This is a genomic window from Paraburkholderia dipogonis, assembly GCF_046027395.1.
GTDB classification, from domain to species: Bacteria; Pseudomonadota; Gammaproteobacteria; order Burkholderiales; family Burkholderiaceae; genus Paraburkholderia; species Paraburkholderia dipogonis_A.
In genome coordinates, this window is the sequence record NZ_JAQQEG010000017.1 from 122,866 (window position 1) to 147,061 (window position 24,196).

At 65.1% G+C, this 24,196-nt stretch carries 18 protein-coding genes and 1 pseudogene; 4 read left to right on the forward strand and 15 right to left on the reverse strand.

Annotated elements, in window-relative coordinates; all coding sequences use genetic code 11:
* Positions 1-41: 41 nt before the first annotated feature.
* Entirely contained in the window at positions 42-1,721 is a 1,680-nt protein-coding gene (locus tag PQR32_RS18890; protein ID WP_408229934.1) for a GMC family oxidoreductase, read from the forward strand.
* A gap of 104 nt (positions 1,722-1,825) precedes the next feature.
* Here the strand turns inward: PQR32_RS18890 and PQR32_RS18895 are convergent, their stop codons facing one another.
* The 6 genes and pseudogenes from PQR32_RS18895 to PQR32_RS18920 all read right to left on the reverse strand — a co-directional run bounded on the left by PQR32_RS18895 (position 1,826) and on the right by PQR32_RS18920 (position 8,170).
* Complete coding sequence (locus PQR32_RS18895) at positions 1,826-3,253, reverse strand: aldehyde dehydrogenase family protein (protein ID WP_408229937.1); 1,428 nt, start codon at positions 3,251-3,253, stop codon at positions 1,826-1,828.
* Between the two features lie 22 nt (positions 3,254-3,275).
* Positions 3,276-4,070 carry an ABC transporter permease gene (locus PQR32_RS18900; RefSeq protein WP_408229940.1) on the reverse strand — a complete coding sequence of 265 codons (795 nt, stop codon included), beginning with the start codon at positions 4,068-4,070 and terminating at the stop codon, positions 3,276-3,278.
* On the reverse strand, positions 4,067-4,975 hold the full coding sequence (locus PQR32_RS18905; protein WP_408229943.1) for an ABC transporter permease: 909 nt from the start codon (positions 4,973-4,975) through the stop codon (positions 4,067-4,069). Before PQR32_RS18905 ends, PQR32_RS18900 begins: the two co-directional genes overlap by 4 nt.
* Positions 4,972-6,308, reverse strand: a pseudogene (locus PQR32_RS18910) (NAD(P)/FAD-dependent oxidoreductase). The gene PQR32_RS18905 and the pseudogene PQR32_RS18910 overlap by 4 nt, the downstream one beginning before the upstream one ends.
* Before the next feature lie 4 nt (positions 6,309-6,312).
* The gene (locus tag PQR32_RS18915) at positions 6,313-7,026 is read right to left on the reverse strand and encodes an HAD-IA family hydrolase (protein ID WP_408229946.1); all 714 of its coding nucleotides are present in this window, start codon (positions 7,024-7,026) and stop codon (positions 6,313-6,315) included.
* 64 nt (positions 7,027-7,090) lie between these two features.
* Complete coding sequence (locus PQR32_RS18920; RefSeq protein ID WP_408229949.1) at positions 7,091-8,170, reverse strand: ABC transporter ATP-binding protein; 1,080 nt, start codon at positions 8,168-8,170, stop codon at positions 7,091-7,093.
* 101 nt (positions 8,171-8,271) lie between these two features.
* On the opposite strand from PQR32_RS18920, the gene PQR32_RS18925 reads away from it, so the two are divergent.
* Positions 8,272-9,243, forward strand: coding sequence for a LysR substrate-binding domain-containing protein (locus PQR32_RS18925; protein ID WP_408229952.1), 972 nt, complete (start codon positions 8,272-8,274; stop codon positions 9,241-9,243).
* Between the two features lie 91 nt (positions 9,244-9,334).
* Here the strand turns inward: PQR32_RS18925 and PQR32_RS18930 are convergent, their stop codons facing one another.
* A complete protein-coding gene (locus PQR32_RS18930) occupies positions 9,335-9,922 on the reverse strand; it encodes a TetR/AcrR family transcriptional regulator (RefSeq protein WP_408229955.1) in 588 nt (195 codons plus the stop codon).
* A gap of 196 nt (positions 9,923-10,118) precedes the next feature.
* Between PQR32_RS18930 and PQR32_RS18935 the strand changes: the two genes are divergently transcribed.
* Positions 10,119-10,895 carry an SDR family NAD(P)-dependent oxidoreductase gene (locus PQR32_RS18935; RefSeq protein ID WP_408230095.1) on the forward strand — a complete coding sequence of 259 codons (777 nt, stop codon included), beginning with the start codon at positions 10,119-10,121 and terminating at the stop codon, positions 10,893-10,895.
* 58 nt (positions 10,896-10,953) lie between these two features.
* Here PQR32_RS18935 and PQR32_RS18940 read toward each other — a convergent pair whose 3' ends face one another.
* From PQR32_RS18940 to PQR32_RS18970, 7 genes are all read right to left on the reverse strand, one after another.
* Entirely contained in the window at positions 10,954-11,919 is a 966-nt protein-coding gene (locus PQR32_RS18940; RefSeq protein WP_408229958.1) for a D-2-hydroxyacid dehydrogenase, read from the reverse strand.
* 18 nt (positions 11,920-11,937) lie between these two features.
* On the reverse strand, positions 11,938-14,001 hold the full coding sequence (tkt, locus tag PQR32_RS18945) for a transketolase (protein WP_408229961.1): 2,064 nt from the start codon (positions 13,999-14,001) through the stop codon (positions 11,938-11,940).
* Positions 14,002-14,136: 135 nt separating this feature from the next.
* Positions 14,137-15,996, reverse strand: a complete 1,860-nt coding sequence (locus PQR32_RS18950; RefSeq protein ID WP_408229964.1) for a TRAP transporter large permease — start codon at positions 15,994-15,996, stop codon at positions 14,137-14,139.
* Between the two features lie 4 nt (positions 15,997-16,000).
* Positions 16,001-17,044, reverse strand: coding sequence for a TRAP transporter substrate-binding protein (locus PQR32_RS18955; RefSeq protein WP_408229967.1), 1,044 nt, complete (start codon positions 17,042-17,044; stop codon positions 16,001-16,003).
* 158 nt (positions 17,045-17,202) lie between these two features.
* Positions 17,203-17,967, reverse strand: coding sequence for an SDR family NAD(P)-dependent oxidoreductase (locus PQR32_RS18960; RefSeq protein WP_408229970.1), 765 nt, complete (start codon positions 17,965-17,967; stop codon positions 17,203-17,205).
* A gap of 83 nt (positions 17,968-18,050) precedes the next feature.
* The gene (locus PQR32_RS18965) at positions 18,051-19,049 is read right to left on the reverse strand and encodes a transketolase family protein (RefSeq protein ID WP_408229973.1); all 999 of its coding nucleotides are present in this window, start codon (positions 19,047-19,049) and stop codon (positions 18,051-18,053) included.
* Complete coding sequence (locus tag PQR32_RS18970; protein ID WP_408229976.1) at positions 19,046-19,891, reverse strand: transketolase; 846 nt, start codon at positions 19,889-19,891, stop codon at positions 19,046-19,048. Before PQR32_RS18970 ends, PQR32_RS18965 begins: the two co-directional genes overlap by 4 nt.
* A 132-nt stretch (positions 19,892-20,023) precedes the next feature.
* Between PQR32_RS18970 and gcvA the strand changes: the two genes are divergently transcribed.
* Positions 20,024-20,914 carry a transcriptional regulator GcvA gene (gene gcvA / locus PQR32_RS18975; RefSeq protein WP_408229979.1) on the forward strand — a complete coding sequence of 297 codons (891 nt, stop codon included), beginning with the start codon at positions 20,024-20,026 and terminating at the stop codon, positions 20,912-20,914.
* A 69-nt stretch (positions 20,915-20,983) separates the two neighbouring features.
* On the opposite strand, the gene PQR32_RS18980 is transcribed toward gcvA, so the two are convergent.
* Positions 20,984-23,920, reverse strand: a complete 2,937-nt coding sequence (locus tag PQR32_RS18980; protein ID WP_408229982.1) for an ATP-binding protein — start codon at positions 23,918-23,920, stop codon at positions 20,984-20,986.
* Positions 23,921-24,196 lie beyond the last annotated feature (276 nt).

The window sequence follows — 24,196 nt, forward strand, 5'->3', positions numbered from 1 at the left end:
CGCGCGTCCCGCACGGCTTACCGTCTGCGCATTCATCGAACGTGATCGACTATCTGATTCTCGGCGGCGGCTCGGCCGGCTGTGTGCTCGCCGCACGCCTGTCCGAAGACGCCGGCAAGACCGTCTGCCTCGTCGAGGCCGGCCGCAATATCTCGCGAACCGACATGCCCGCGGCGGTGCGCAGCCGCTATCCGGGCCGAGCCTATCTCGACACCGCGAACATCTGGCAGCGCCTGAAGGCACGAATGAGCGCCTCGGCCGCGCCGCGCCGCTATGAGCAGGCGCGTCTGCTCGGCGGCGGCTCGGCGATCAACGCGCTGATGGCGAATCGCGGCGCGCCGGCCGACTACGACGAATGGCACGCGCTCGGCGCGCACGGCTGGAACTGGAGTGCCTGCCTGCCGTACTTCCGCAAGCTCGAAACCGATTGCGACTTCGGCGGCGCGCTGCATGGTAAGAGCGGGCCGATTCGCATCCAGCGCGCGCCGTGGGCGTGCATTTCGCCATTCGTGCGCGCGGTGCTCGCCACACTCGACGCACGCGGCCACACACGGCGTGACGACCAGAACGGCGAGTGGCAGGACGGCACGTTTATCGGCTCGATCGCGGTGAGTGAAGCAGGCGAGCGCATCCCGACCTCGGTCTGCTATCTCGGCGACGCCGTGCGCGCTCGCCCGAATCTCACGATCCGCACGCAAACGCTCGTCGAACGCGTGCTGTTCGACGGCAAGCTCGCCATTGGCGCGCGGGTCATCGGCCAGGACGGCGCGGGCGAAGCGTTGCGCGCCAGACATGTGATCATTTGCTCAGGTGCGATCCACACCCCGGCGCTGCTGATGCGAAGCGGCATCGGCCCGGCGGCCGAACTCGCCGGGCTCGGTATCGAGGTGGTGGCGGATCGAGGCGGGGTCGGCGGCAATCTGATGGAGCATCCGTCGATTGCCGTCTCGGCGTTTCTGCCGCGCGCCGCTCGCACGTTATATCCAGACGAGCATCACGAGCAGGCGATCGTGCGCTTTTCCTCGGGCGTGAGCGGGGGAGTGCCCGGCGACATGCACGGCGCGATCCTGTCGCGTTCGGGCTGGCATTCGGTTGGCCACCGGCTCGGCACGATCTTCTTCTGGGTGAACAAGTCGTACTCGCGCGGCCGCGTGAGTCTCGCGTCGGCTGATCCGCACGACGAACCGGTTGTCGACTTCAACATGCTGTCCGACGCGCGCGATCTCGAACGGCTCAAGCTCGCGGTGCGTTTCGGCGCCCGCACGCTGGCCGATCCGATGATGGCGCAGCACCGCGCCACGCTGCTGCCTTCGAGCTATTCGCCGCGTGTCGCGAGCGTGGCCGTGCCGGGGGCGTGGAATGCACTGCAACGCGGCGCGCTGAGCGCGCTGCTGGACATTGCCGGGCCGTTGCGCGCGTGGCTGGTGCGGCGCGTGGTCACGCAAGGCGTGACGCTCGACGAACTGCTCGCCGACGATCACGCGTTGACGCGTTTCGTGACGCGCTCGGTGGGCGGCACCTGGCATCCATCCGGAACCTGCCGCATGGGCGCCGCCGACGATGCGCTCGCCGTATGCGACGCGCGCGGCGCGGTCTATGGCGTCAGCGGACTCTACGTGTGCGACGCGTCGCTGATGCCGTCGATACCGTGCGCGAACACGAATGTGCCGACCATCATGATCGCGGAGCGGATTGCGGATATGTTGCGCGGCCCTGCGTGAATGCGATGCCGGGCCGCGGCGTTGCAACGCGATGACCCGGCGCATGTGTCAAGCGGTGAGCGTTCCAACTAAGCCCAAGAAGGCCCAAGAAGGCCCAAGCACGCTCAATCGCCAAACCCCACAATACCCTTCACTTCGAGAAACGCCTCGAGTCCCCATTCAGCATATTCGCGCCCGTTGCCCGACTGCTTATACCCGCCGAACGGCGAGCCAGCATCCCACGACGGATAGTTCAGATACACGCTGCCCGCACGGAGCCTGAACGCCACGCGCCGCGCGCGTTCCAGATCGGCGGACTGAACATAGGCGGCGAGACCGAACGGGCTGTCGTTCGCAATCGCAATCGCTTCTTCCTCATCGCGGTACGGCATGATCGCGAGCACCGGGCCGAAAATCTCCTCGCGCGCGATCGTCATGGAAGGGCGCACATCCGCGAAGACAGTCGGTTGCACGTAGTAGCCGCGTTCCAGACCCCGTGGACGTCCAAGGCCGCCGGCCACGACCTGCGCGCCTTCGTCGATGCCGGCCGCAATGAGCCGCTCCACGCGCTCGAACTGCACGCTGCTGACAACCGGACCCATGGTCGTGCGCTCGTGATCGGCGGGGCCGACGCGCTGCGCTTGCGCCGCGCGCCGCGCGATCGCCACCGCTTCGTCATGGCGCGCCGCGGGCACGAGCATGCGCGTCGGCGCATTGCACGACTGTCCGCTGTTGTTGAAGCACGAGTTGACGCCGGCCGTGACGGCCGCTTCGAAATCGACGTCGTCCAGCAGAATGTTCGCGGACTTGCCGCCCAGTTCCTGATGCACGCGCTTCACAGTCGGCGCCGCGAGCTTCGCAATCTCGACGCCCGCGCGTGTCGAACCGGTGAACGACACCATATCGACATCGGGATGCGCCGCGAGCGCCGCGCCGACCATCGGCCCGTCGCCGTTGACGAGATTGAAGACGCCCGGCGGCACGCCCGCCGCGTCGAGTATCTCCGCGAACAGCAGGGCATTGAGGGGAGTGACTTCGCTGGGCTTGAGCACCATCGTGCAGCCCGCGGCGATGGCGGGTGCGGCCTTGCAGACGATCTGATTGATCGGCCAGTTCCACGGCGTGATCAGCGCGACCACGCCGACCGGTTCGTGGTTGACGAGCGTCGTGCCTTTCCTGCGCTGCCACGCGAACGTTTCGCACGTGCGAATCAGTTCTTCCAGATGCCGTCGTCCGATGCCTGCTTGCCACGCATGCGCCATTGCGCGCGGCGCGCCGAGTTCGCGCGAGATCGTGTCGCCCATCTCGTCGTGACGTTCGAGAAATACGTCGAGAATGCGGCGGATCAATGCGAGGCGTTCGGCCGGTGTGGTCTGCGAGAACGACACGAATGCGCGTTTCGCGGCGGCTACCGCGCGATCGGCATCGGCGGGCGTGCCCATCGCCACTTCGGCGAAGGCTTCTTCGGTGCAGGGATCGACAACGGCGCGGCGTGCGTTGGTGGACGGCTCGACCCACGCGCCGTCGATATAGAACTTCAGTGCATTGGTCATGTAATGGCTATTTTCAGAGAGGTTAGGCACGCGCCGCGCCCGAGCGGCGGCTCACCACGACGATCATCACGAGGCACAGCGTCAGTGCGGTGAGCATCGTGCTGATCGCGGCAATGGTCGGATCGATCTCGTCGCGTAGCGTCACGAACATGCGGCGTGTCAGCGTCTGGTTCGAACCGCCCGACACGAAGAGCGCGACCACCGTTTCGTCGAGCGCCTGAATGAACACGAACACCGCGCCGGAAATCACGCTGGCCTTGATCTGCGGCAGCGTCACCGTCATGAAGCTGCGAAAGCGATTCATGCCGAGACTGCGCGCAACCATCTCCTGCGTGCGGTCGAAGGTGCGCAGATCGGCACCGACCGAGATCAGCACATACGGCAGCCCGAGCATCGTATCGGCGAGAATCAAGCCGCCGAGCGTGTTCACATAGCCCGCCTGAGAGTACACGAAGAACACCCCCACCGCGACGATGATGATCGGCACCATCAACGGCAGCATCAGCAGCGTGCGCAGATAGCGCATGATCCAGTGCGTGCCGTTCTGGATCGCGTACGCGGCGGCCACGCCGAGCGGCGTGGCGATCAGCGCGGCGCAGATCGAAGCGCTCAGCGTGGTGCGCGCGGCGTCGATCCATGCGGGGTTGTCGAAGAACGAGTGATACCAGCGCAGCGAGTAGGCGGGCGGTGGGAAGGTCATGAAGCGCGTATCGGAGAACGACAGCGGCACCACGATCAGCACCGGCACCATCAGGAACAGCAGAATCAGCACGACGCTCGCGCCGAGGACGATTCGTCCGAACGGGAGTTTGTTCATTTCGCGCCCAAGGTCTTTTCGAGTGGCACCACGCGGCTCGCGGCATAGAAAATCGCGAACACGCAGATCAGCAGCACGACGCTCACGGCACTCGCCGCGCCCCAACTGTTGTAGATCTCGACGTTGCGGCTCACCACCATCGACACCATGATCGACTTGCCGCCGCCCATCAGTTCAGGCGTGATGTAGAAGCCGAGGCACAGCACGAACACGAGCGTGACGCCCGCGAACACGCCGCTCATCGACAGCGGCAGGAACACGCGCAGGAACACGTGCAGCGGCGAGCCGCCCAGGCTCGCGCCGGCTTGCGAGAGATTCGACGGGATTTTCTGCATCGCCGAATAGAGCGGCAGAACCATGAACGGCAGCAGGATATGCACCATTGCGATGACCGTGCCAAACTGGTTGTACGCGAGCTGCACCGGCCGGTCGGCGAGGCCCGAGGCGATCAGCGCCTTGTTGACCAGACCCGTGCGCTGCAACAGCACGAGCCACGCGTAGGTGCGCACCAGTACGCTGGTCCAGAACGGCAGAATCACCATGCCGAGCACGAGCGCGCTCAGCTTCGGCGGCAGCGAGGCGGCGAAGTAGGCCACTGGATAGCCGAGCAGCAGCGTGATGACGGTCACGATGATGCTCAGCTTGAACGTCAGCAGAAACGTTTCGAGGTAGGCGCTGGTGAACATGCGCCGGTAGTTTTCGAGCGTGAAGCCGTCGTGATAGATGGACTGCCACGACAGCCACGCAAGCGGCACGACCAGCAGCACGACGATCACAAGGAGTGCCGGCGTCATCAGGAGAAGCATCGTGCGATCTTCGCGGCGTTGATAGCGCGCGGCGGGATCGGACTCGGTGGCCTGCATCAAGGTGGTTCCCTGGAGCATCCGTTTGGCGGTTGTCATCATGCACCTACGGCGTCGAGAAACTGATACCACGCCGCGACGAGTCTCACACCCGGCGCGCGCAGCGAATGAAAGGGCACGGGCCGCAGGCCGGGCGCGCCGAGCAGCGATAGCTCGGGCGTTTCGCCGAGCGCGAGCGCGGCGGCATGCTGGCCGAGCAGGCTTGCCATCGCGACGCCTGCTCCGTTATACCCCAGACAAAAGGTCGTGGCGTCGTCGCTGCGTCCGACATGCGGCAGCGAATTGAACGTCATGCCCACATAACCGGACCAGCGATATTCCACACGCACATCCGCGAGATCGGGAAAGAGCGCGACCATGGCACGCTGCAGCGCGTCGAAGCCGGTTGTTTGACCTTCCTTGCCGAACGCGTCGCGTCCGCCGAACAGCATGCGGCCGTCCACTTTGCGAAACCACTTCATCATGCGGCGCGTTTCGGTGTAGCTGCGGCGCTCGACCATCAGGCGCGCGTCGAGGTCCGCGGAAGGCGCTCGGTGGCGATCATCGCGCTGCGAAACGGCACGAGTTCGCGTTGATACGGTGCGGTCGCCGCCGTGAGATCCGAATACGCATTGGTCGCGACGATGACCTGCTTCGCGCGCACCGTGCCGCCGGGCGTGCGCAGCGTCACGCGCGTCTCGCCGGGCGCGCGTTGCATCTGCCGCACCGGCGTCGATTCGTAGATCGGCACGCCGCGCAGCGTGAGGCCGCGCGCGAGTCCGCGCACGTATTCGAGCGGCAGAATGGTGCCGGCGTCCGCGCTCAGCACGCCGCCGACAAAGCCCTTCGAACCCGTCTCGCGTTCGATGTCGGCGCGCGATTGCACGCTCATCGAGGTATCGCCGAGATGCGAGCGAACCCAGTCGGCCTCGGCGCGAATCGCGGCGAACGCGGCCTCTGTATGAGCGCAGCGCAGACTGCCGGTGTGTTCGAAGCGGGCGCGCGCGAGCTGGAACTCGTCGACCAGCATCTCGACGACCCGCACGCCTTCATGCGCGAGTCGATGCATGCGTTTCGCGGTATCGAGGCCGTGCAACTTGTCGATGGTGGGAAACGACAGCCTGAACTTCGACGACACCACGCCGCCATTGCGCCCACTCGCGCCCCAGCCGACCGGATTCGCATCGAGCACCACGCAGTCGACGCCACGCGTTTGCAGCGCATACGCGGCGGCGAGACCCGAGTAGCCCGCGCCGATCACGGCGACCTCGACGTCGAGATCGCGCGCGAGCGGCACGCCGGTGCTGACCGCCGCACCGGCGCCTGGCGATGCAGCAAGGAGCGCCCGCCAGAGCGAATCAGGCGCGGGCGTGTGCAGTGTCATCGGCGCGAGCATCGGCTCAGGCGGCGAGGCGCGCTTCGGCTTCGACGGCGTCCGCGAGCGCGCCGAGCGTTGCGAACCTGAAGGTCGGCGTGGTCACGGCTTCCGGCACGGGCGTGGCGCCGAAGCCCTTCACGTTCTGACGGCGTTCGATCCAGCAGGTTGCGTAGCCGAGTTTCGTGGCGATACCGATGTCGTGATACTGGCTCTGCGCGGTGTGCAGGATTTCGCCGAACTTGTAGCCGAACGCCGCCTGACGGCCGCGGTTGTATGCGAAGAATTGCGGGTCGGGTTTGGCGACGCCGGTTTCGTCGCAGCAGACGGTGTCGTCGAACGGGTCGCCGAGCGTGTGCGCGTAGGCCGAGAGTGCCACGCGGTCCGCGTTGGTCATCGCGACCAGGCGGAAGTGTTTGCGCAGACGCTTGAGCGCCGCGACCGAATCCGCGAACGCCGGCCATTCGAGCACGTCGCGCTGGAACGCGGCGGCCGATTGCGCGTCGTCGGGCAGACCGAGTTCTTTCGCGAGCGAGAGATAGACGTTCGCCATTTCGTGGCTCGAACGGCCCGGATAGGTGGCGCGGCCGCGCATATACGGCTCGAAGATCTGGTCGTCGGTCAGGTCCTTCGCTTTCGGGCCGCCAATGCGCCGCACGGAGGCGAGCACGCCGCGCTCGAAGTCGATGAGTGTGCCGACGACGTCGAACGTCAGGACCTTGAAATCGGTGAGCTTCATGAAATCATCCTTTTGCAGTATGCGGTGAATCGGAGAGAGAGTGCCCCACGCGTGGGCGGAGAAATCAGGCGGGCACGACGATCGTGTCCTGCGGGTCGAGCGTCACGCTCATCTGTGCGCCCGGCTCGGGAATGCGGCGGCGCGCGTCGTGGCCGCCGGGTTGCCGCAGACTGATGGCGGTGCCGTCGGCGAGCGCGGCGAACACGCGCAGGCTCTCGCCCTGATACAGCACTTCGGTGACGCGGCACGACAGACGGTTCACGCCGTCATGCCGCTCGCCGCCGCCGTCGATCACGAGTTTTTCGGTCTGCACCGCGAGCAGCAGTTTGTTGCCGTGCGGCAGCGGATGCGCGGTGCGTAGAACGGTATCGCCGAGACGCACGGCGTCGTCGCCGGCGCGCGTCACGTCGAGCAGTGTGGCCTCGCCGATGAAGCTCGCCACGAACGCGTCGCACGGCCGGTCGTAGAGCCGCTCGGGCGTGTCGATCTGCACCAGCCGGCCGTTCTTCAGCACGGCCACGCGGTCGCTCATGGTGAGCGCCTCGCGCTGATCGTGCGTCACATAGACGATCGTTGCGCCGAGCTTGCGATGCAGCCGCCGCAGTTCGATCTGCATGGTTTCGCGCAGTTGTTTGTCGAGCGCGGAGAGCGGCTCGTCCATCAGGATCAGTTGCGGCTCGAATACCATCGCGCGGGCCAGCGCCACGCGCTGCCGCTGGCCGCCGGAAAGCTGGCTGATGCCGCGGCTTTCGTAGCCGGAGAGTTCGACCATCGCGAGCGCGTCGGCGACTTTCTTCGCCCACGTGGCTTTCGGCTGACGGCGCGCGCGCAACGGAAACGCGACGTTCTCGCCGACGCTCATATGCGGAAACAGCGCGTAGTTCTGAAACACGATGCCGATGTCGCGTTTGTGCGGCGGCGCAAATGTAATGTCGCGTTCGCCGACCCAGACCGCGCCCGAACTCGGCTGCACGAAGCCGCCGAGAATGCCGAGCAGGGTGGTCTTGCCCGAGCCCGAAGGGCCGAGCAGCGAGACGAATTCGCCGGGGGCGATGTCGAGCGAAACGTCGTCGAGGGCCACCACCTGGCCATAACGTTTCGCTGCCGATCGGATCGAAACACCTGTTTTCGCTCGTGCGTCCATTGCGTTCTGTCTCGCTGAAGAGGCCTGCGTTAGGGAAAATATAGGCTGCGTCCTTTTTGGCGGCAATTCCCAAATTGTTGGAGAAGGCATAACATCAGATCATGCCTAACCTTCGCAAAAAACTGCCGAGCGCCAATGCGCTGTTCGTGTTCGAAGCTGCCGCGCGCTGCGGCAACTTCACACGCGCGGCGCAGGAGTTATATGTGAGCCAGCCCGCAGTGAGCCGCATGCTGGCGCGCATGGAAGACCATCTCGGCGTGCGCCTGTTCGAGCGCGTGCGCGGCGGCATCGAGCTGACCGAGAACGGCAAGATTCTTTACCGGAAGATTTCCGAGGGCTTCAATGGCATTGAAGGCGCGATCCGCGAGATCGAGGCGCGCGCCACGGGTGTGGAGTCGGTCACGCTGTCGGTGTCCACGGCCTTCACCACGCACTGGCTGATGCCGCGCATGAACCGGCTGAATCAGGCGTTCCCGAACGTCGACTTGCGATTCCAACTGATCTCGGGGCGGATCGGCGGCCCGCTCGTCGATGTGGATCTCGGCATGCGCTTCCGGCGCGAGGACGAGATCGGCGAGAACAGTGTGCTGGTCATGCCGGAGACGCTGCTGCCGGTGTGCAACCGACGCTATGACGAGATCGCGGCCACCGAGGCGGGCCGCGCGCATGGCGACACCGTGATCGTCATGGACGACGGCGAGCGCGGCTGGCATGACCGCTTTGAAGCGTTCGCCGCACACGGGCGGCATGCCGCGAGCATGCTGAGCTTCAACGACTACGCGATCGTCGTGCAGGCCGCGTTGCTCGGCCAGGGCGTCGCGCTCGGCTGGCTCAACGTGGTGTCGCACTGGCTGCTGGAGGGCGCGCTTCAGCCGGCCGAACAGGAACTGATCGTCACGAACCGGCGCTGCTGTCTGGTGTGGCCGGAGAGCCGTGCGCTGCGGCCGGCCGCGGCCGACGTGCGCGACTGGATCATCGAGGAAACGCGCGCCGACGTGCGCGCGGTCGATCGCGCGTATCCGAAGTTGGGGCTGAAGCGTTCGCTAGGTGAGGCGGGGTTGGTGATCGGGTAGGGTGGCGCGGGTGCGTGCTTGCCCGGGCGCTTTCCCGGGCAGCGAGATGGGTAATGTTTGCCGCCGGTCTATGCCGGCGCCGCTCATCAAGCTACGCGTCTCCGCCCTGCGCCACGATCAGATTGAGCGAGCCGGCGAGAATCGATTTAGCGAGTTCAGGATCGTCGACGGCACGCGCAAGCGTCACCGCGCCGACGATCGTCGCGACGATGCCGAGCGCCAGGTTTTCGCTATCACCCGCCAACGTCTGCGCGATTCGCGATGCCAGCTTGTGCACGTATTGCGTGAGACGATCGCGAACTTCCGGTGCCGCGTGCCGCGCTTCACCGGCAAGCGCGCACAACGCGCAGCCGTTGCCCGGATTCTTGAGGTGTTTCTCGCTGAGAAACATTTCGGCGATCGCCCGCAACGGTTCTTTCTTCGCCGAGCCGTTCGCGTTCGCCGCCGCCATTGAAGCGGCGATACGTTTCTCGCTTTGCGCGACGGCATATTCCAGCGCCTCGACGATCAACGCGTCACGCGACTCAAAGTGGCCGTAGAACGCGCCGTGCGTGAGGCCGGCGCGCCGCATGCAGTCCGCCACGCCGAGCGCCTCGATCCCATCTTCCCGAATCTGCCGCGCTGCTGTTTCCAGCACACGCTGACGGCTTTCTGCTTTTTGCGCCTGCGAGTAGCCCATTTCCGTCACCCCTCTTGACAATCTGCATGACGAGCATAATACTGAAAATGTGCATGATGATCAACATGCAGATTGTTAGATGAGGGCGTCTTTGGCGGATGTCCGTACGCGGCGGCGTTTCTGGCCGCTTAATCGTTACAGGCGTCGCACGGCCGTGATTTCCGGCGCGTTGGCGGCGCAATCCAGGAGAGAGATGATGCGATTTACGGGAAAAACAGCGTTGATTACCGGTGGGAATAGCGGCATTGGTTTCGTCACGGCGAAGCTGCTGATTGCCGAAGGCGCGCAAGTGGTGATCACCGGCCGCGACAGTGCGAAGCTGGATCAGGCCGTGTCCGAACTCGGCGAAAATGCGCTGGGCGTGCGGGCCAATCTGGATAACGAAGCGGATATCGACTCGTTGTTCGAGCAGATCAAGAGCAAATTCGGGTCGCTCGATATCGTGTTCGCCAACGCCGGCATCTCCGGTCCGACGCCGCTCGGCGGCACGACGGCCGCGGCTTTCGAGGCCATTCTTCGCACGAACCTGACGGCGGTCTTTCTGACGGTGCAAGCCGCATTGCCGTTGATGAGCGCGGGTGGAGCGGTCGTGTTGAACGGTTCGGTGATGCGTGAACTCGGCTCGCCTGGCTCGTCGGCGTATTCAGCCACCAAGGCAGGCATCACGGGTATGGCGAAGGTCTTCGCGTCGGAGTTGGTGCAGCGTGGTATTCGCGTGAATACAGTGATCCCCGGCGGCACGCGCACGCCGATCTGGACGCGTGGCGCACGCGAAGGCGCGACGCTCGACGGAACCGAACAGGCATTCGCACCGCGCATTCCCATGGAACGCCTCGCCGCGCCGGAAGAAGTCGCGGCAGCCGTGCTGTTCCTCGCGTCTAGCGACGCGTCGGGAATGACGGGCGCGGAAATCGTCGTGGATGGCGGCACGATCGGGGCACCGTGGGGCGCGCCGATTTTCCGTCAAGCTTGAGCGGCGTTAAAGACAGGACGCCGCGTCGCTCGGCATGCAGGCGGCGCGGCTATCAAGCTCAATACGCTCCGCTCACCAGATTCATCGGCGTATCGTTGACGAAATTCTCGATGTTATCCATCAACTGATTCGCCAGACTCTGCTGCGCTTCCTCTGACGCCCACGCCACATGCGGCGTCAGAATCACATTCGGCCGCCCGGCGGCGCGCAACAGCGGGTTATCGTCGGCGGGCGGCTCGCCCGCGGTCACGTCGAAACCCGCGCCGCTGATCAGCCCTTCATCGAGCGCCTGCACGAGCGCGGCTTCATCCACGAGGCCGCCGCGCGCCGTGTTGATGATCAACGGCCGGCGCTTCATCGCGCGAAACTCTGGCATGGCGAGCATGTTGCGCGTGTGCGGCGTGAGCGGACTATGCACGGTGATGATGTCGCTGGTCGCGAGCACCTCATCCCACGGCGTGTACAGCGGACCGAGCCCTTCGCGTCCCTTGTGCGCGGCGAACATCGGCTGCATGCCGAAGGCTTTGCCAAGTTCCGCCACGCGCTGCCCCAGCACCCCTTCGCCGATGATGCCGAGCCGTGCGCCGGCCAGATCGTGAATCGCATGCGTGAAGAAACAGAACTGTCCGGATTTTTGCCACTCGCCGGCGAGCACGTCGTCGCGATAGGCGACCAGATTGCGCCGCAGCGCGAGGATCAGCGCGAACGTATGCTCCGGCACGGTGTTGATCGCATAGCCGCGAATATTGCTCACCGCAATGCCGAGCCGCTGACAGGCCGCCTTATCGACGCAATCCGTGCCGGTCGCGGCCACCGCGACGAGCTTCAGCTGCGGCAATTGCTCCAGCACGTCGCCCGTCAGCGCCACCTTGTTGGTGATCGCAATCGACGCACCGGCCAGACGCTCGATCACTTGCTCCGGCGTGGTGCGGTCGTGCTCGATCAACTGATGCTCGAAGCGCGGCTCGCGCAACACGATCTGCGGCGCCAGGGTCGTGCGGTCCAGAAAAACGATCTTATGCATGGTCATGTCCCCGATGATTTACAGATGCCGCTTCGCTTCAGCGACGATATGCTGCGCGGTGATGCCGAAGTGCTCGTACAGCGTCTCCGCCGAGGCCGACGCGCCGAAACCCGTCATGCCGACAAAGCCGCCTCGTTCGCCGAGATAGCGGTCCCAGCCGAAACGCAACGCCGCTTCCACGCCGACTCGCACGGTGCCCGAACCGAGCACGACTGCACGATAGGCCTCGTCCTGTTCGTCGAAAATCTCCCAGCACGGCATGGACACCACGGCCGTCGCGATGCCTTCGTCCTGCAACTGGCGGCGCGCCAGCAAGGCCAACGCGACTTCGGAGCCGGTTGCCAACAGCGTCACGGCGCGCGCTCCGCCCTCGGCTTCGGCCAGCACGTAAGCGCCGCGTTGCGAGAGCAGCTCGGCGCCATATTCACGGCGCACCAACGGTAACGCCTGGCGCGCGAACACCAGCGTGCTCGGCCCGCGCCGATGTTCGAGCGCGAGCGCCCAGCACTCGGCGGCTTCGACGGCATCGGCGGGACGCAGCACACGCATGTTCGGCATCGCGCGCAGTGACGCGAGAATTTCGACAGGTTGATGCGTCGGTCCATTTTTGCCGACGCCGATCGAATCGTGACTGAACACGAAGTGCACCGGCAGGCCCATCAGCGCCGCCATGCGCATGGCCGGACGCTGATAGTCGGAGAACGCCAGATAGGTGACGCTGGTCGCGATCACGCCGCCATGCGCGGCCATGCCGTTGGCCATCGAGCCCATTACATGCTCGCGCACGCCGCAGTGGACGTAGGCGCCGCTGCGGTCGGCGGCGGTGAAGGCGTGCAACTGGCGCTTGTGGCCCGTGGGCGCTTCGAGATCGGCACAACCGACCATGCGTTCCGGCAACAGCGGCGCAAGCAGATCGCTGATCTCGCCCGATACGGTGATGCCGGGCTGCGGCTCGTCGCGCTCCACGGCGCGCTTGCGGTAGTCGTCAAGCACGTCGCGCCAGCCTTGCGGCAGGTGGCCGCCCTGGACCCGTTCGAACTCGGCGCGCTGCGCATCGGGCAACGCGGCGACACGTTCCTGCCACGCGCGGTATTGCAACTCGGTACGCTGTCCGGCCGAGCGCCATGCTGCAAGAATCTCCGCGGGTATTTCGAACGGCGCGTGCGGCCAGCCGAGTGCGTCGCGCGCCGCGTCGGCGTCCGCCTGGAACAGTTTGCCGCTATGGCCGCCGCGCTGTCCTTGCAGACGCGTAATGCCGCGGCCGATCACGGTCTTGCACGCGATCATCGAAGGCCGCGGGTCCGCGCGAGCGATCGTCAGCGCCGCCGACACCGCTTCGAGATCGTGCCCGTTCACTTCGACGACATGCCAGCCGCCGACGCGAAAGCGCGCGCAGACGTCCTCGCTGATCGACAGTGAGGTGCTGCCGTCGTCGGTAATTTGATTGTCGTCCCAGCAGAGGATCAGCTTGCCCAGTTGCAGATGCCCGGCCAGCGAAATCATCTCCTGACCGATGCCTTCCTGCAGACAGCCGTCGCCGACGAACGCATACGTGTAGTGATCGACGAGGTCGCTGCCGAATTTCGCCGCGAGATACGCTTCGGCGATAGCCATGCCGAACGCGTTGGCGATACCCTGGCCGAGCGGGCCGGTGGTGGCCTCGATACCGTGCGCCGGTTCGTACTCGGGATGCCCCGCGCAATGCGAACTGAGTTCACGGAAAGTCTTGATCTGCTCGAGTCCGATGGCGTCATAGCCGGTGAGATATAGCAGCGAATACAGCAGCAGCGAGCCGTGGCCATTCGACAGTACGAAGCGGTCGCGGTCGGGCCAGGTCGGATCGGCGGGGTTGAATTTCAAATGGCGGGTGAATAGCGCGGTCGCAATTTCCGCCATGCCGAGCGGTACGCCCTGATGGCCTTCGCCGGCGCGCAGAATCGCATCGATGGAGAGAAAGCGGATCGCGTCGGCCAACGGCAAGGGCGCCGCTTGCGTGGGTGATACCGACGCAACCTGCGGCGCCGCAGCGATCGAAACAGACGAAGCGTTCAGCGCAGCAGACGGGGCTTCGGTGGTGGACATGGCAAAAGGCTCCTCTACGCCGCTGCGTCATGCGCAGCGGCGGCAATCAGACAGATCTAACGAACCGGCCCGACGAAGCGGGCGGAAGAACATCGCGCGAGGTGGGACTGGCCGCATGCCTCGCGCGTCATGGGCTCAATGCAGGAAGCCCGTCGAAATCCACGGCACGGCGGCCACGATGATCAGCCCGGCCATCAACGCGGCGATGTAGCCGAGAATCGGCTTCATGCCTTCGTCCGGATGGATGCGGCTCACCGCGCAGGCGGAGTAGTAGCCCACGCCGAACGGCGGCGCGAACAGGCCCACGCCCATCGAGAGGATCACGACCATCGCGTAATGCACGTCGTGGATATGCATGGCCCGCGCAATCGGAAACATCAGCGGGCCGAACAGCACGATGGCGGGAATGCCTTCGAGTACGCTGCCGAGAATCACGAACATGCAGATCGACGCCGCCATGAACATCGCCGCGCCGCCCGGCAAACCGCCCAGAGTCTGCGCGAGTTGCCCCGAGAAGCCGGATTGCGTCAACGCCCACGCCATGGCGGTAGCCGCGCCGATGATCAGCAGGATCGCGCCGGACAGCGTCGCCGTATCGATCAGCATCGGCTTGAGCCGCGTCCACTCGAAACGGCGGTAGATCAGCAAGCCGGCCAGCACCGCATACGCAATGCCGATGGTGGAAACTTCGGTCGCCGTCGCGATGCCTTCGACCACCGCCGCGCGAATCACGAACGGCAGCGCGATCGCCGGAAACGCGATCACCAGCTTGCGCACAATCTCGCCGCGGGTCGCACGCTTGACGTTCGACATGTCTTCGCGCCGATAGCGCCATTGCACAACGATGCACAGCGTGATCGCCAGCACGATGCCCGGCAGCATGCCGCCCGTGAAGAGCGCCGAAATCGAGACGCCGGTCACCGAGCCGAGCGTGATCAGCACGAGGCTAGGTGGAATCGTCTCGGTCTGCGCGCCAGTCGCGGCCAGCAACGCGACCAGGTCGCCGGGTTTCGCGCCGCGCGCTTTCATCTCCGGAAACAGGACCGGCGCGACCGCTGCCATATCGGCAGCTTTCGATCCCGAGATGCCGGACACCAGATACATGGCGCCGACCAGCACGTACGAGAGACCGCCGCGCACGTGACCGAGCAGGCTCGCGAGAAACGCGATCATCGCCGCGGCCATGCCGGTCATCTCGATCAACTGGCCGAGGAACACGAAGAGCGGCACGGAGAGCAGGATCAGATGCGACATGCCTTCGTCCATCCGGCCGACCACCACCGGCATCGGCGTGTTCGTGGTCAACGCGAGATAGCCGAAGGTCGCGAGTCCGAACGAGAACGCGATGGGCACGCCGCTCAGCACGCCGAGCGCCACGAGGCCGACGAAGAAGATCAGCAGGTTTATATTGCCGAGGTCGCGCAACAGCGGCCCGAGCGCGATGAAAATGCCGACCAGCGCGCCGACCGTCGCGACCGCGCCCAGCACGAGGCGCCAGTTGCCCAGGCGCGCGAGCCGCACCACGGCGACCAGCAGCATCAGCGCCGAGCCGACCGGCAGCGCGGCAGCGCGCCACGAGTTCGACAGTTCGAGCGCTGGCGTGGTGATGAACGACTCGTCCTGTGCGAAGCTGATTGCCGGGCCGATCACCATCGCGAGAAACGCGATCGGCGCGGCGATCGCCACCACGTCGAGAAACGCTCGCACACGCGGTGGCGCCATGCCGACCAGCGCCGTCATCCGCATATGCTCGCCGCGCCGCAACGCGATCACGGCGCCGAGCATGGCGAGCCAGAGGAACAGCATGGAGGCAAGCTCGTCGGACCAGACGAGCGGCGCGTGCAGGATATAGCGGCTCGTCACGCCGGCCAGCAGCACGACGATTTCCGCCAGCACCAGCAAGGCGGCGGGAATCTCCACCAGATGCCCGAGCGCGGAATCGAGCGCACAGGCAAAGCGGTGTTGCCGCTCGTGCGAATATGAGATCGAGATCATGGCATTACCCCAGTTTTCCGGCGGACTTCTCCAGCAGACCCCAGGCTTCATCGCCGTATTTGCTCTTCCAGTCGTGATAGAAGCTCGTCTTGGCCAGCGCGCCGCGGAAAGCCTCGCGGTCCACGTCGATGAAGGTGATGCCCTTGGTTTTCAGATCGTCGCGCAGCGAACTGCTCAGCTTCGCGATGTCCCCGCGCTGCAGCATCGCGGCCTTTTCGAATTCGCGTGTGACGATGGTGCGCATGTCCGCCGGCAGCCGTTCCCACGCGGCGCGGTTGCCGAGAATCCAGTAACCGTCCCATACGTGCGACGTGAGGCTGATGTACTTCTGCACTTCGTAGAGCTTGGCCGTGGCGATGATCGGCAGCGGATTCTCCTGGCCTTCCACCACGCCGGTTTGCAAGGCCGAATACAGTTCGTTGAAGTTGATCGGCGCGGGGCCCGCGTCGAGCGCCTTGAACAGCGAGGTCAGCATCGGCGCCTGCGGCACACGGATCTTGAAGCCTTTCAGATCGGCCGGCGCACGCAGCGCGCGCGTGGACGAACTGATCTGCCGGAAGCCGTTGTCCCATACCTTGCTGACCGACACGATGCCGGACTTGCCGATCTGCGCGCGGATGTAATTACCGAGGTCGCCGTCCATCGCTTTCCACACGGCGTCGTAGTCCTTGAACGCGAAGCCGGTGTTGACGATGCCCGCGGCCGGCGTGAGCGTCGCGAGAATCGACGAGGCCTGGTTGAAGAACTCCACGCCGCCGTTGCGTACCTGCGAGAGCAGATCGGTGTCGGAGCCGAGCTGGTTCTGCGGAAACAGCTTGATGTCGAGGCGGCCGTTGGTCGCTTCGCGAATGTGATTGATCGCCTCCTGGGCGCGGATATTGACCGGATGAGTCGGATCCTGGCCGGTGGCGAGCTTGTACGAAAACTCGGGCGCCGCCATGGCGCGCCGCGAGACGCTCCATAACGGCACGGCTGCGGACAAGGTCGCACCGGCTTTCAGAAAGGTGCGGCGGCTGATGCCCTGCGGGGCGTTCGAACGGTTAGTCATGGTGTCTTCCTCCAAACCTGGATCGCGCGTCGTTATGTTTTTCGAACTTCGAGCGCGGCGGCTGCACGTGTCGCGCGCCGCGCCTGTTTGTTATCTACTACTGGGTCTCCATCGCCGCAGCCGGCCTCCCGCCGTGCAGTTCGTCCTGCTGGAGCAGATCAGCCGTGAATCAGCATGCCGCCGTTCACGTCGATGACCGCGCCGGTGATATACGAGGACAGCTCCGACGCGAGGAACAGGAACGCGCCGGCCACATCGTCGGGCACGCCCAGGCGATTCAGCGGAATGCCCGAAAGAATCTCGACGCGCTTGTCGTCGCTGATCTTGCCGGCGTTGATGTCGGTCTGGATCAGGCCCGGCGTCACGCAGTTCACGCGGATGCCGTCGTTGCCGAGTTCGCGCGCCATCGCTTTCGCGAGACCGAGCACGCCGGCTTTGGCCGCCGAGTAGTGCGGGCCGCCGAGAATGCCGCCGCCGCGCTGCGCCGACACTGACGACATGCAGCCAATCGACCCGCTCTTCTGCTTCTTCATTTGCGGCACGACGGCTTGCGACAGATACAGCACGCCGCGCAGATTGACGTCGAGAATGCGGTCCCAGCTTTCCGGGTCGATGTCGAGGAATTTGGCCGCCTGAGTAATCCCGGCGTTATTGATCAGGATATCGATCGAACCGAAATCGGCGACGGTGCGCTCGACGGCGGCCTGGCAAGCGCCACGGTCGGTGACGTTGCACACATAGCCGCGATGCTCCGGCCCGATCGAAGCGGCGGCTTCTATGGCGGCCTTTTCGTCGAGATCGAAAATGGCGATGCGCGCGCCGTGAGCGGCGAATTTGCGTGCGGTCGCCATGCCGATGCCGCGCGGCGACGCGCCGCCGGAAATGACGGCGACCTTGCCGTCGAGAAGACGTGACTCTGACATGATGCGGATCTCCTGAATGTGATGCTTATGGTTTGCTACGTCGTTGGCTATTGGTGACTACGCTTGGCTTGTGTGGAAAAAATCTAGCGCAGCCAGCCTTTGATGGTGTCGCACATCGCCTCGGTGGAAATGCCGTAGCGGTCGTGCAGGGTCGGCAGCGCGCCGGCATCGAGAAAGGCGTCGGGCAGGCCGATCTGACGGAAGGGCGGCGTGACGCCGTTGGTCAGCAGCACGGTGGCCACCGCCTCGCCGAGCCCGCCGATCACCGTATGGTTTTCCGCGACGATCACGAGGCGGCCCGGACGGCGCGCTTCGCGCAGTAGGGTGACGGCGTCGAGCGGTTTGATAGTCGGCACGTGCAGCACGCCCACGTCGATGCGGTCGGCGGCGAGCGCCTTGGCCGTTTCGAGCGCGCGCATCGTCATGATCCCGGACGAGATGATCAGCACCTCATTGCCGTCGCGTAGCAGCTTGGCTTTGCCGAGTTCGAACTGATAGTCGTATTCGTCGAGCACGACCGGCACGTTGCCGCGCAGAAGCCGCGCGTACACCGGGCCGCGATGGTCCGCAATGGCCGGCACCATCTGTTCGATTTCGAGCGCGTCGCACGGGTCGATCACGGTGAGGTTCGGCATGGCGCGGAACAGGGCGAGTTCTTCGGCTGCCTGGTGGCTCGGGCCGTAGCCGGTCGTGAGGCCGGGCAGCGCGCAGACCAGCTTGACGTCGAGGTTGTCCTCGGCGATCGCCTGATGAATGAAGTCGTAGGCGCGGCGCGCGGCAAACACCGCATAGGTGGTGACGAACGGCTGCGCGCCTTCGTGCGCCATGCCGGCGGCGGCGCCCATCAACAGTTGTTCGGCCATGCCCATCTGATAGAAGCGCTCGGGGTATTCCTTCGCGAACAGATGCAGGTCGGTGTATTTGCCGAGGTCGGCGGTCATGCCGACCACTTCGGGCCGGTTGCGCGCCAGTTCCACCAGCGCGTGGCCGAACGGAGCGGAGCGGGTGATCTGGCCTTCGCCGGCGATCGAGGCGATCATCGCCGAGGTTTTCAGACGCGGTTTCGGTACGGCGGCGCTCATACGGTTCTCCCGGCTTCGAGCGCCTGCAGCGCGAGTTGCCACTCGTGCGCGTCGACGCGGATAAAGTGGTTCTTCTCGCGTGCTTCGAGGAACGGCACGCCATACCCCATGCGCGTATCGCAGACGATGATCCGCGGTTGCGCTTCAGGATGCGCGCGCGCTGCATCGAACGCGGCGACCACCGCCGAGAGATCGTTGCCGTCCACGCGTTGCACAAACCAGCCAAACGCCTGCAGCTTCTCGACCAGCGGCTCGAACGCCATGACCGCCGAAGACGGCCCGTCGGCTTGCTGGTTGTTGACGTCGACCATCGCGATCAGGTTGTCGAGCTTCCAGTGCGCGGCGGACATCAGGCCTTCCCATACCGCGCCTTCGTCGAGTTCGCCGTCTGAGAACAGCGTGTAGACGGTGGCGTCCGAACCCTTGCGTTTCAGGCCGAGGCAGCGGCCCACCGCGATCGTCAGCCCCTGGCCGAGCGAGCCGCCGGACATCTCCATGCCGGGCGTGTAGCTCGCCATGCCGGACATGGGCAGACGGCTGTCGTCGCTGCCGTAGGTCTCCAGTTCTTCGTCGGCGATGATGCGGGCTTCGATCAGCGCCGCGTACAACGCGATCGCGTAATGGCCGTTGGAGAGCAGGAAACGATCGCGGCCTTCCCAGTCGGGATCGTCGGCGCGATAACGCATGGCGCGGAAGTAGGCGACCGCCAGCACGTCGGCGATGTCGAGTGCCTGGCCGATATAGCCTTGCCCTTGTACCTCGCCCATGCGCAGCGCGTTGCGGCGGATCTGGTACGCGTGCTCCGCGAGTTGGGCGTACGGTGCGGGTTCTCTCAGGTTCACTGTCTCGTCTCCTATTTTGCGTGGGCCGCATTGACGCCGCAGCCAGTGATGACAAGCGTAATCTCACGCCAGGCATCGCTCAAACGAATTAAGATGGGCCGATAGATGAATTGAATTCACGTGGATGCTGCCATGCACAATCGCGTCACTCTCAAGTCGATACAAGCCTTCGAAGCAGCCGCCCGGCTTTCGTCGTTCGCGCTCGCAGCAGAGGAACTGTTCGTGACGCCCTCGGCGGTCAGCCATCAAATCAAGCTGCTCGAAGAGCAATTGAGCATTCGTCTGTTCCATCGGCTGCATCGCACCGTGTTGCTGACGGACTCGGGGCGGCAATACGCAGAGGAAATCACTTCGGCGTTCGCGCGCATCGATGCCGCCACGCGCGAGATCGGCCGCGTGGCGAAGAGCGACATCCTCACGATTCACTGCACGCCGAGTTTCGCGACTCAATGGCTGATGCCGCGCATCGCGCGCTTCAGCGCGGCGCATACCGATATCGACGTGCGTTTGAATGCGTCATCGGAAGCGGCGGACCTGATTTCAGGAGCGGTCGATATCGACATTCGCTATGGTCCGCGCAAGCTGCAGCCGGCCGGCACCCTGGTGCTGGAGTTGCCGCCGGAGACGATCGTGCCGCTATGCGCGCCGGCGCTGATGAGCGGCGACTATCCGCTGCGCAGCGTCGCGGACCTGCAGCACCATCCGCTGATTCACAGCGAGGGTTGTCTGGTCGGCTGGCGGGACTGGATGCGTTTGCATCGCAAGACGCGGGTCGATATTGGACGCGGGCCGCGTTTCGATCGTTCGTTTATGGCGCTGAGCGCCGCGGTCGACGGTTTGGGCGTGTGTCTCGAGAGCCTCCTGCTCGCGCAGCGCGAACTGGAAACCGGGCGGCTCGTCGCGCCGTTCGGCGTGGACGGACTCAGCGTGAATGGCTACACGTTGAATCTGTTGAAGTCGCGTGCCGACTTGCCGAAGCTGCGCAGCTTTCAGGACTGGTTGTTTGCTGAATTGGAGCGGTGAGGTGCGTTACGCGCAATAGGGTGGACGATTGCACGACACCGCTGCTCGATTCAACGAGACATAGCGGCTTCAGCCAACGCGCTCGACGGAGCCGCTAAACCAGTGCGCCTCGCGCTGTGGCATTTCCAGCACCGCTCGCCGGACTGCTTTGCCCTGGCGTGAGCGCAGCGTTCTGATCATCGCGAACAGGGACAACACATCGGTGGCGCTGGAAGACGCGTCGAAATACGAGGTGATCTGTTCCAGGACTTCGATCGCTTCGTCACGCCGGCCTTCGTCGTGCAGCAGCGCCGCCATGGCCATCGAGGCGCGCAGTTCCCACATTCTCGCGCCCTGCGCGCGGGAGAGTTCGAGTGCGGTCGTGAAACAGGTGGTCGCATAAACAAGGGTGCCGCCGAAGGCTTCGCCGGCGCCGGCTTGCGCGCCGGCTTCAGCGTGCGCGGCTCGCCCCAGCACCCGCCAGATTTCCGGAACAAACATCAGCTCGCCGTTATGCTGGCAAAACTCCAATGCGTCAGTCAGCCGGCCGGTGGCTTCGCGGGTTCGCCCGGCGTTCACCAGCGCCTCGGCATAGACGACGACAAACAACGTGACGAGGCGCCGGAAGCCGCGCGCAATCAACGCATCGAGCGATGCGGCGAGGACCGGCAGCGCCCGCGCCGCGTGTCCGTCGAGAATGTCCCGGTAAGCGCTCAGGAAGTCGCAGTACTCCACCCACACATCGAAGCGATGTAGCGCGGCCTGCGAACGCATGATCTCCAGATACGCCGCGGCGCGGCTCAGATCGCCCGACATCAGCGCGAGCGGCGCGGCCACAGTGCCGAGCACGTGCGTGAGCGACGGCTCCATCGTCTCGGGCCGCACCTGGCTCACGAGCGTATCGACCAGCGTCATGGCCTCGCAGGGCTCGCCCTCGAGCCAGGCGATACGCGCGAGCGTTCCGTTGCAGTAGACGAGCGGATCGACGGCGAACGTGCTATCGCGCTGCGACTCCCCCTCGAGTTGTGCAAAGCGTTCTCGCGCGCTCAGCAATCTCCGTTTGGCCTCCGCGTGCTGTCCGAGACAATGCTGCGAAATGGCCACCGCCTGGTCTCCCAGGACGCGTTGCCACGCATTGCTTTCGTCTTCGGCGAGGCGCTGGAATTGCCGCGCGAACTTCATCGATTCGTGGATGTTGCCACTGGAGAGCATCATGTTCCACAGGCCCCACAGCGCGTGCGCCTGAAACTTCCGGTCGCCACTCGCGATTGCCAGCGCGAAGACATCGCGCCACAGTTCAGCCGACCGCGCAACGCACCCGCGAACGGAAGGCAATGCCGTCGCCAATGCCGCGCGCACCCGCATCTCGCACGCGGCGTCCACCGTGGCGGGCGCAAGCTGGTCGAGTACGCCGACCGCCAGTTCGGCGCGCGCGCAACCCTCCGCGATCATGCCGCCATCGAGCAGCGCACTGGCGAGGTTGGAGGCGAGATCGACACCGAGGCGCTGATCGCCTTCGGCGGAGAAGGCCCAATCGAACGCGCTGCGCGCGTCGTCGAACGTGTGCTGGAGACCCGTGACGTGATCGGCATCGCGGCGAACGGTCTGCGCCGTGCGCGCCTGGAAGCAGGTGGAGAGATAGCGCGCATGGCGCGAAGCGAACGCCGGGCGCTCGCCCTCAGCCTGCAGTTTTTCCAGCGCATAGGCTCGCGTCGACTCGGGCAGCCGGTACTTGGCGACCGGACCGTCGAATTCGACATTGGCGAGCGATTTGGCCAGCAATTCGCTGATCCCGCTGATCGCATCCGCGATCGTCAACGCCGGGTCGCACACGACCGCGCACATCGCCTCGAACGTGAACACGCCGCCGAACACCGCGATCCGTCTGAAGAGCGACTGCGCGCCTTCGTCGAGCAGGGCGAAGCTCCAGTCGAAGGTGGCGCGCAAGGTCTGATGGCGTGGCAGCGCGGTGCGATACCCGCCCGCGAGAATCGCCATGCGATCGTCCAGCCGCCGATGCACGCCTTCCACGCCGAGCGCCGCGACGCGTGCCGCGGCCAGTTCGATTGCGAGCGGAATGCCGTCCAGCCGGCGGCATATCTCGCCGACGAGCCGCAGCTCGGGACTGTCGCCCGCCACTTTGCGCTGCAATGAGTTGGCGCGCAGGAGAAACAGATTCACGGCCGACTGCTGGAGGATTTCCGCATCGGTGCAATGCAACTGCGGCACGTCCAGGGGGTCCACGCGAAATACGGCTTCGGGCATGATGCGCAGCGGCTCTCGGCTCGTCACGAGCACACGCAGCAAATCGTTTTCCGCGATCAATGCCTCCACGGTCTCGGCCACGAAGCCGACCACATGCTCGGCGTTGTCGAGCACCAGCAGCCGGTGCCTGTGCGCGAGCGCCGCGGCGACCTGCGCGGCGGCGGGCGTCGCGCCGTCAGTGAGCAGTCCGCAACCATCGGCGATGGCGCCAAGCACGCCGTCATGCGTGGTCAGCGTGGCCAGCTCGACGAAACAGACCGGCTCGGCAAAATCCTCGGCGGCGTGACGCGCGGCTTCGATCGCGAGACTGGTTTTGCCGATGCCGCCCGCACCCACCAGCGTCAGCACGTGTGCGTCCTGGAGCATCGCGCGGATCTGTTTGATTGCCGCGTCGCGGCCCACGAGGCGGGTTTTGGGCGAAGGCAAGGGACGCCCGGCGCAAACCGGGTTGCCGGGCCGCGCGGGTGCTGACTTTTGCCGATGGGCAAGCTGATAGCCGCGGCCAGGCACGGTGAGAATCAGATGCCGGTCCGCGCCGAGAATTTTGCGCAGCGCCGAGAGATGCACCTGGATGTTGTTCTCTTCCACCACGGTGTTCGGCCAGACCGCATTCATCAATTCGTCTTTCGTGACGAGACGCCCGGCGGCGGAAATGATCACGGCAAGCAGGTCGAAGGCGCGGGAGCCGAGATGCAGCGCCTCACCGTCCCGCCGCAAGGTGCGCATCTCCAGATCGATTTGAAAGCGGCCTAGTTCAATCATGTCGTTTTCAAGTCCCGGGACAATGAGCGTGATAGGGGATGTGCCGCTCGATCGTGCCTAGCGTCCTGTATGTCCTCGCTGTGTCGACGCACGCTCGAACGGCCATCGTCGATGGGCTCGAAAGTACCGTGGCAAATCGCGCGCGTCTTGTCGGTTAGTGCGATGCTTTGTAGGAAAGTCCATCGGCGCGTGCGAACACCTCCCCGAGGTCGCATGACGGGCACGAATTCCAGGGACAGGCGGCGCGTTCAGCAGCGCTTGGTCAACGGCCCGGCC

Coding starts and splice junctions, on each gene's coding strand:
- PQR32_RS18895 (WP_408229937.1), bottom strand. CDS start 3,253: ATGACCAATGCACTGAAGTTCTATATCGACGGCGCGTGGGTCGAGCCG.
- PQR32_RS18900 (WP_408229940.1), bottom strand. CDS start 4,070: ATGAACAAACTCCCGTTCGGACGAATCGTCCTCGGCGCGAGCGTCGTG.
- PQR32_RS18905 (WP_408229943.1), bottom strand. CDS start 4,975: ATGATGACAACCGCCAAACGGATGCTCCAGGGAACCACCTTGATGCAG.
- PQR32_RS18915 (WP_408229946.1), bottom strand. CDS start 7,026: ATGAAGCTCACCGATTTCAAGGTCCTGACGTTCGACGTCGTCGGCACA.
- PQR32_RS18920 (WP_408229949.1), bottom strand. CDS start 8,170: ATGGACGCACGAGCGAAAACAGGTGTTTCGATCCGATCGGCAGCGAAA.
- PQR32_RS18925 (WP_408229952.1), top strand. CDS start 8,272: ATGCCTAACCTTCGCAAAAAACTGCCGAGCGCCAATGCGCTGTTCGTG.
- PQR32_RS18930 (WP_408229955.1), bottom strand. CDS start 9,922: ATGGGCTACTCGCAGGCGCAAAAAGCAGAAAGCCGTCAGCGTGTGCTG.
- PQR32_RS18935 (WP_408230095.1), top strand. CDS start 10,119: ATGCGATTTACGGGAAAAACAGCGTTGATTACCGGTGGGAATAGCGGC.
- PQR32_RS18940 (WP_408229958.1), bottom strand. CDS start 11,919: ATGCATAAGATCGTTTTTCTGGACCGCACGACCCTGGCGCCGCAGATC.
- tkt (WP_408229961.1), bottom strand. CDS start 14,001: ATGTCCACCACCGAAGCCCCGTCTGCTGCGCTGAACGCTTCGTCTGTT.
- PQR32_RS18950 (WP_408229964.1), bottom strand. CDS start 15,996: ATGATCTCGATCTCATATTCGCACGAGCGGCAACACCGCTTTGCCTGT.
- PQR32_RS18955 (WP_408229967.1), bottom strand. CDS start 17,044: ATGACTAACCGTTCGAACGCCCCGCAGGGCATCAGCCGCCGCACCTTT.
- PQR32_RS18960 (WP_408229970.1), bottom strand. CDS start 17,967: ATGTCAGAGTCACGTCTTCTCGACGGCAAGGTCGCCGTCATTTCCGGC.
- PQR32_RS18965 (WP_408229973.1), bottom strand. CDS start 19,049: ATGAGCGCCGCCGTACCGAAACCGCGTCTGAAAACCTCGGCGATGATC.
- gcvA (WP_408229979.1), top strand. CDS start 20,024: ATGCACAATCGCGTCACTCTCAAGTCGATACAAGCCTTCGAAGCAGCC.
- PQR32_RS18980 (WP_408229982.1), bottom strand. CDS start 23,920: ATGATTGAACTAGGCCGCTTTCAAATCGATCTGGAGATGCGCACCTTG.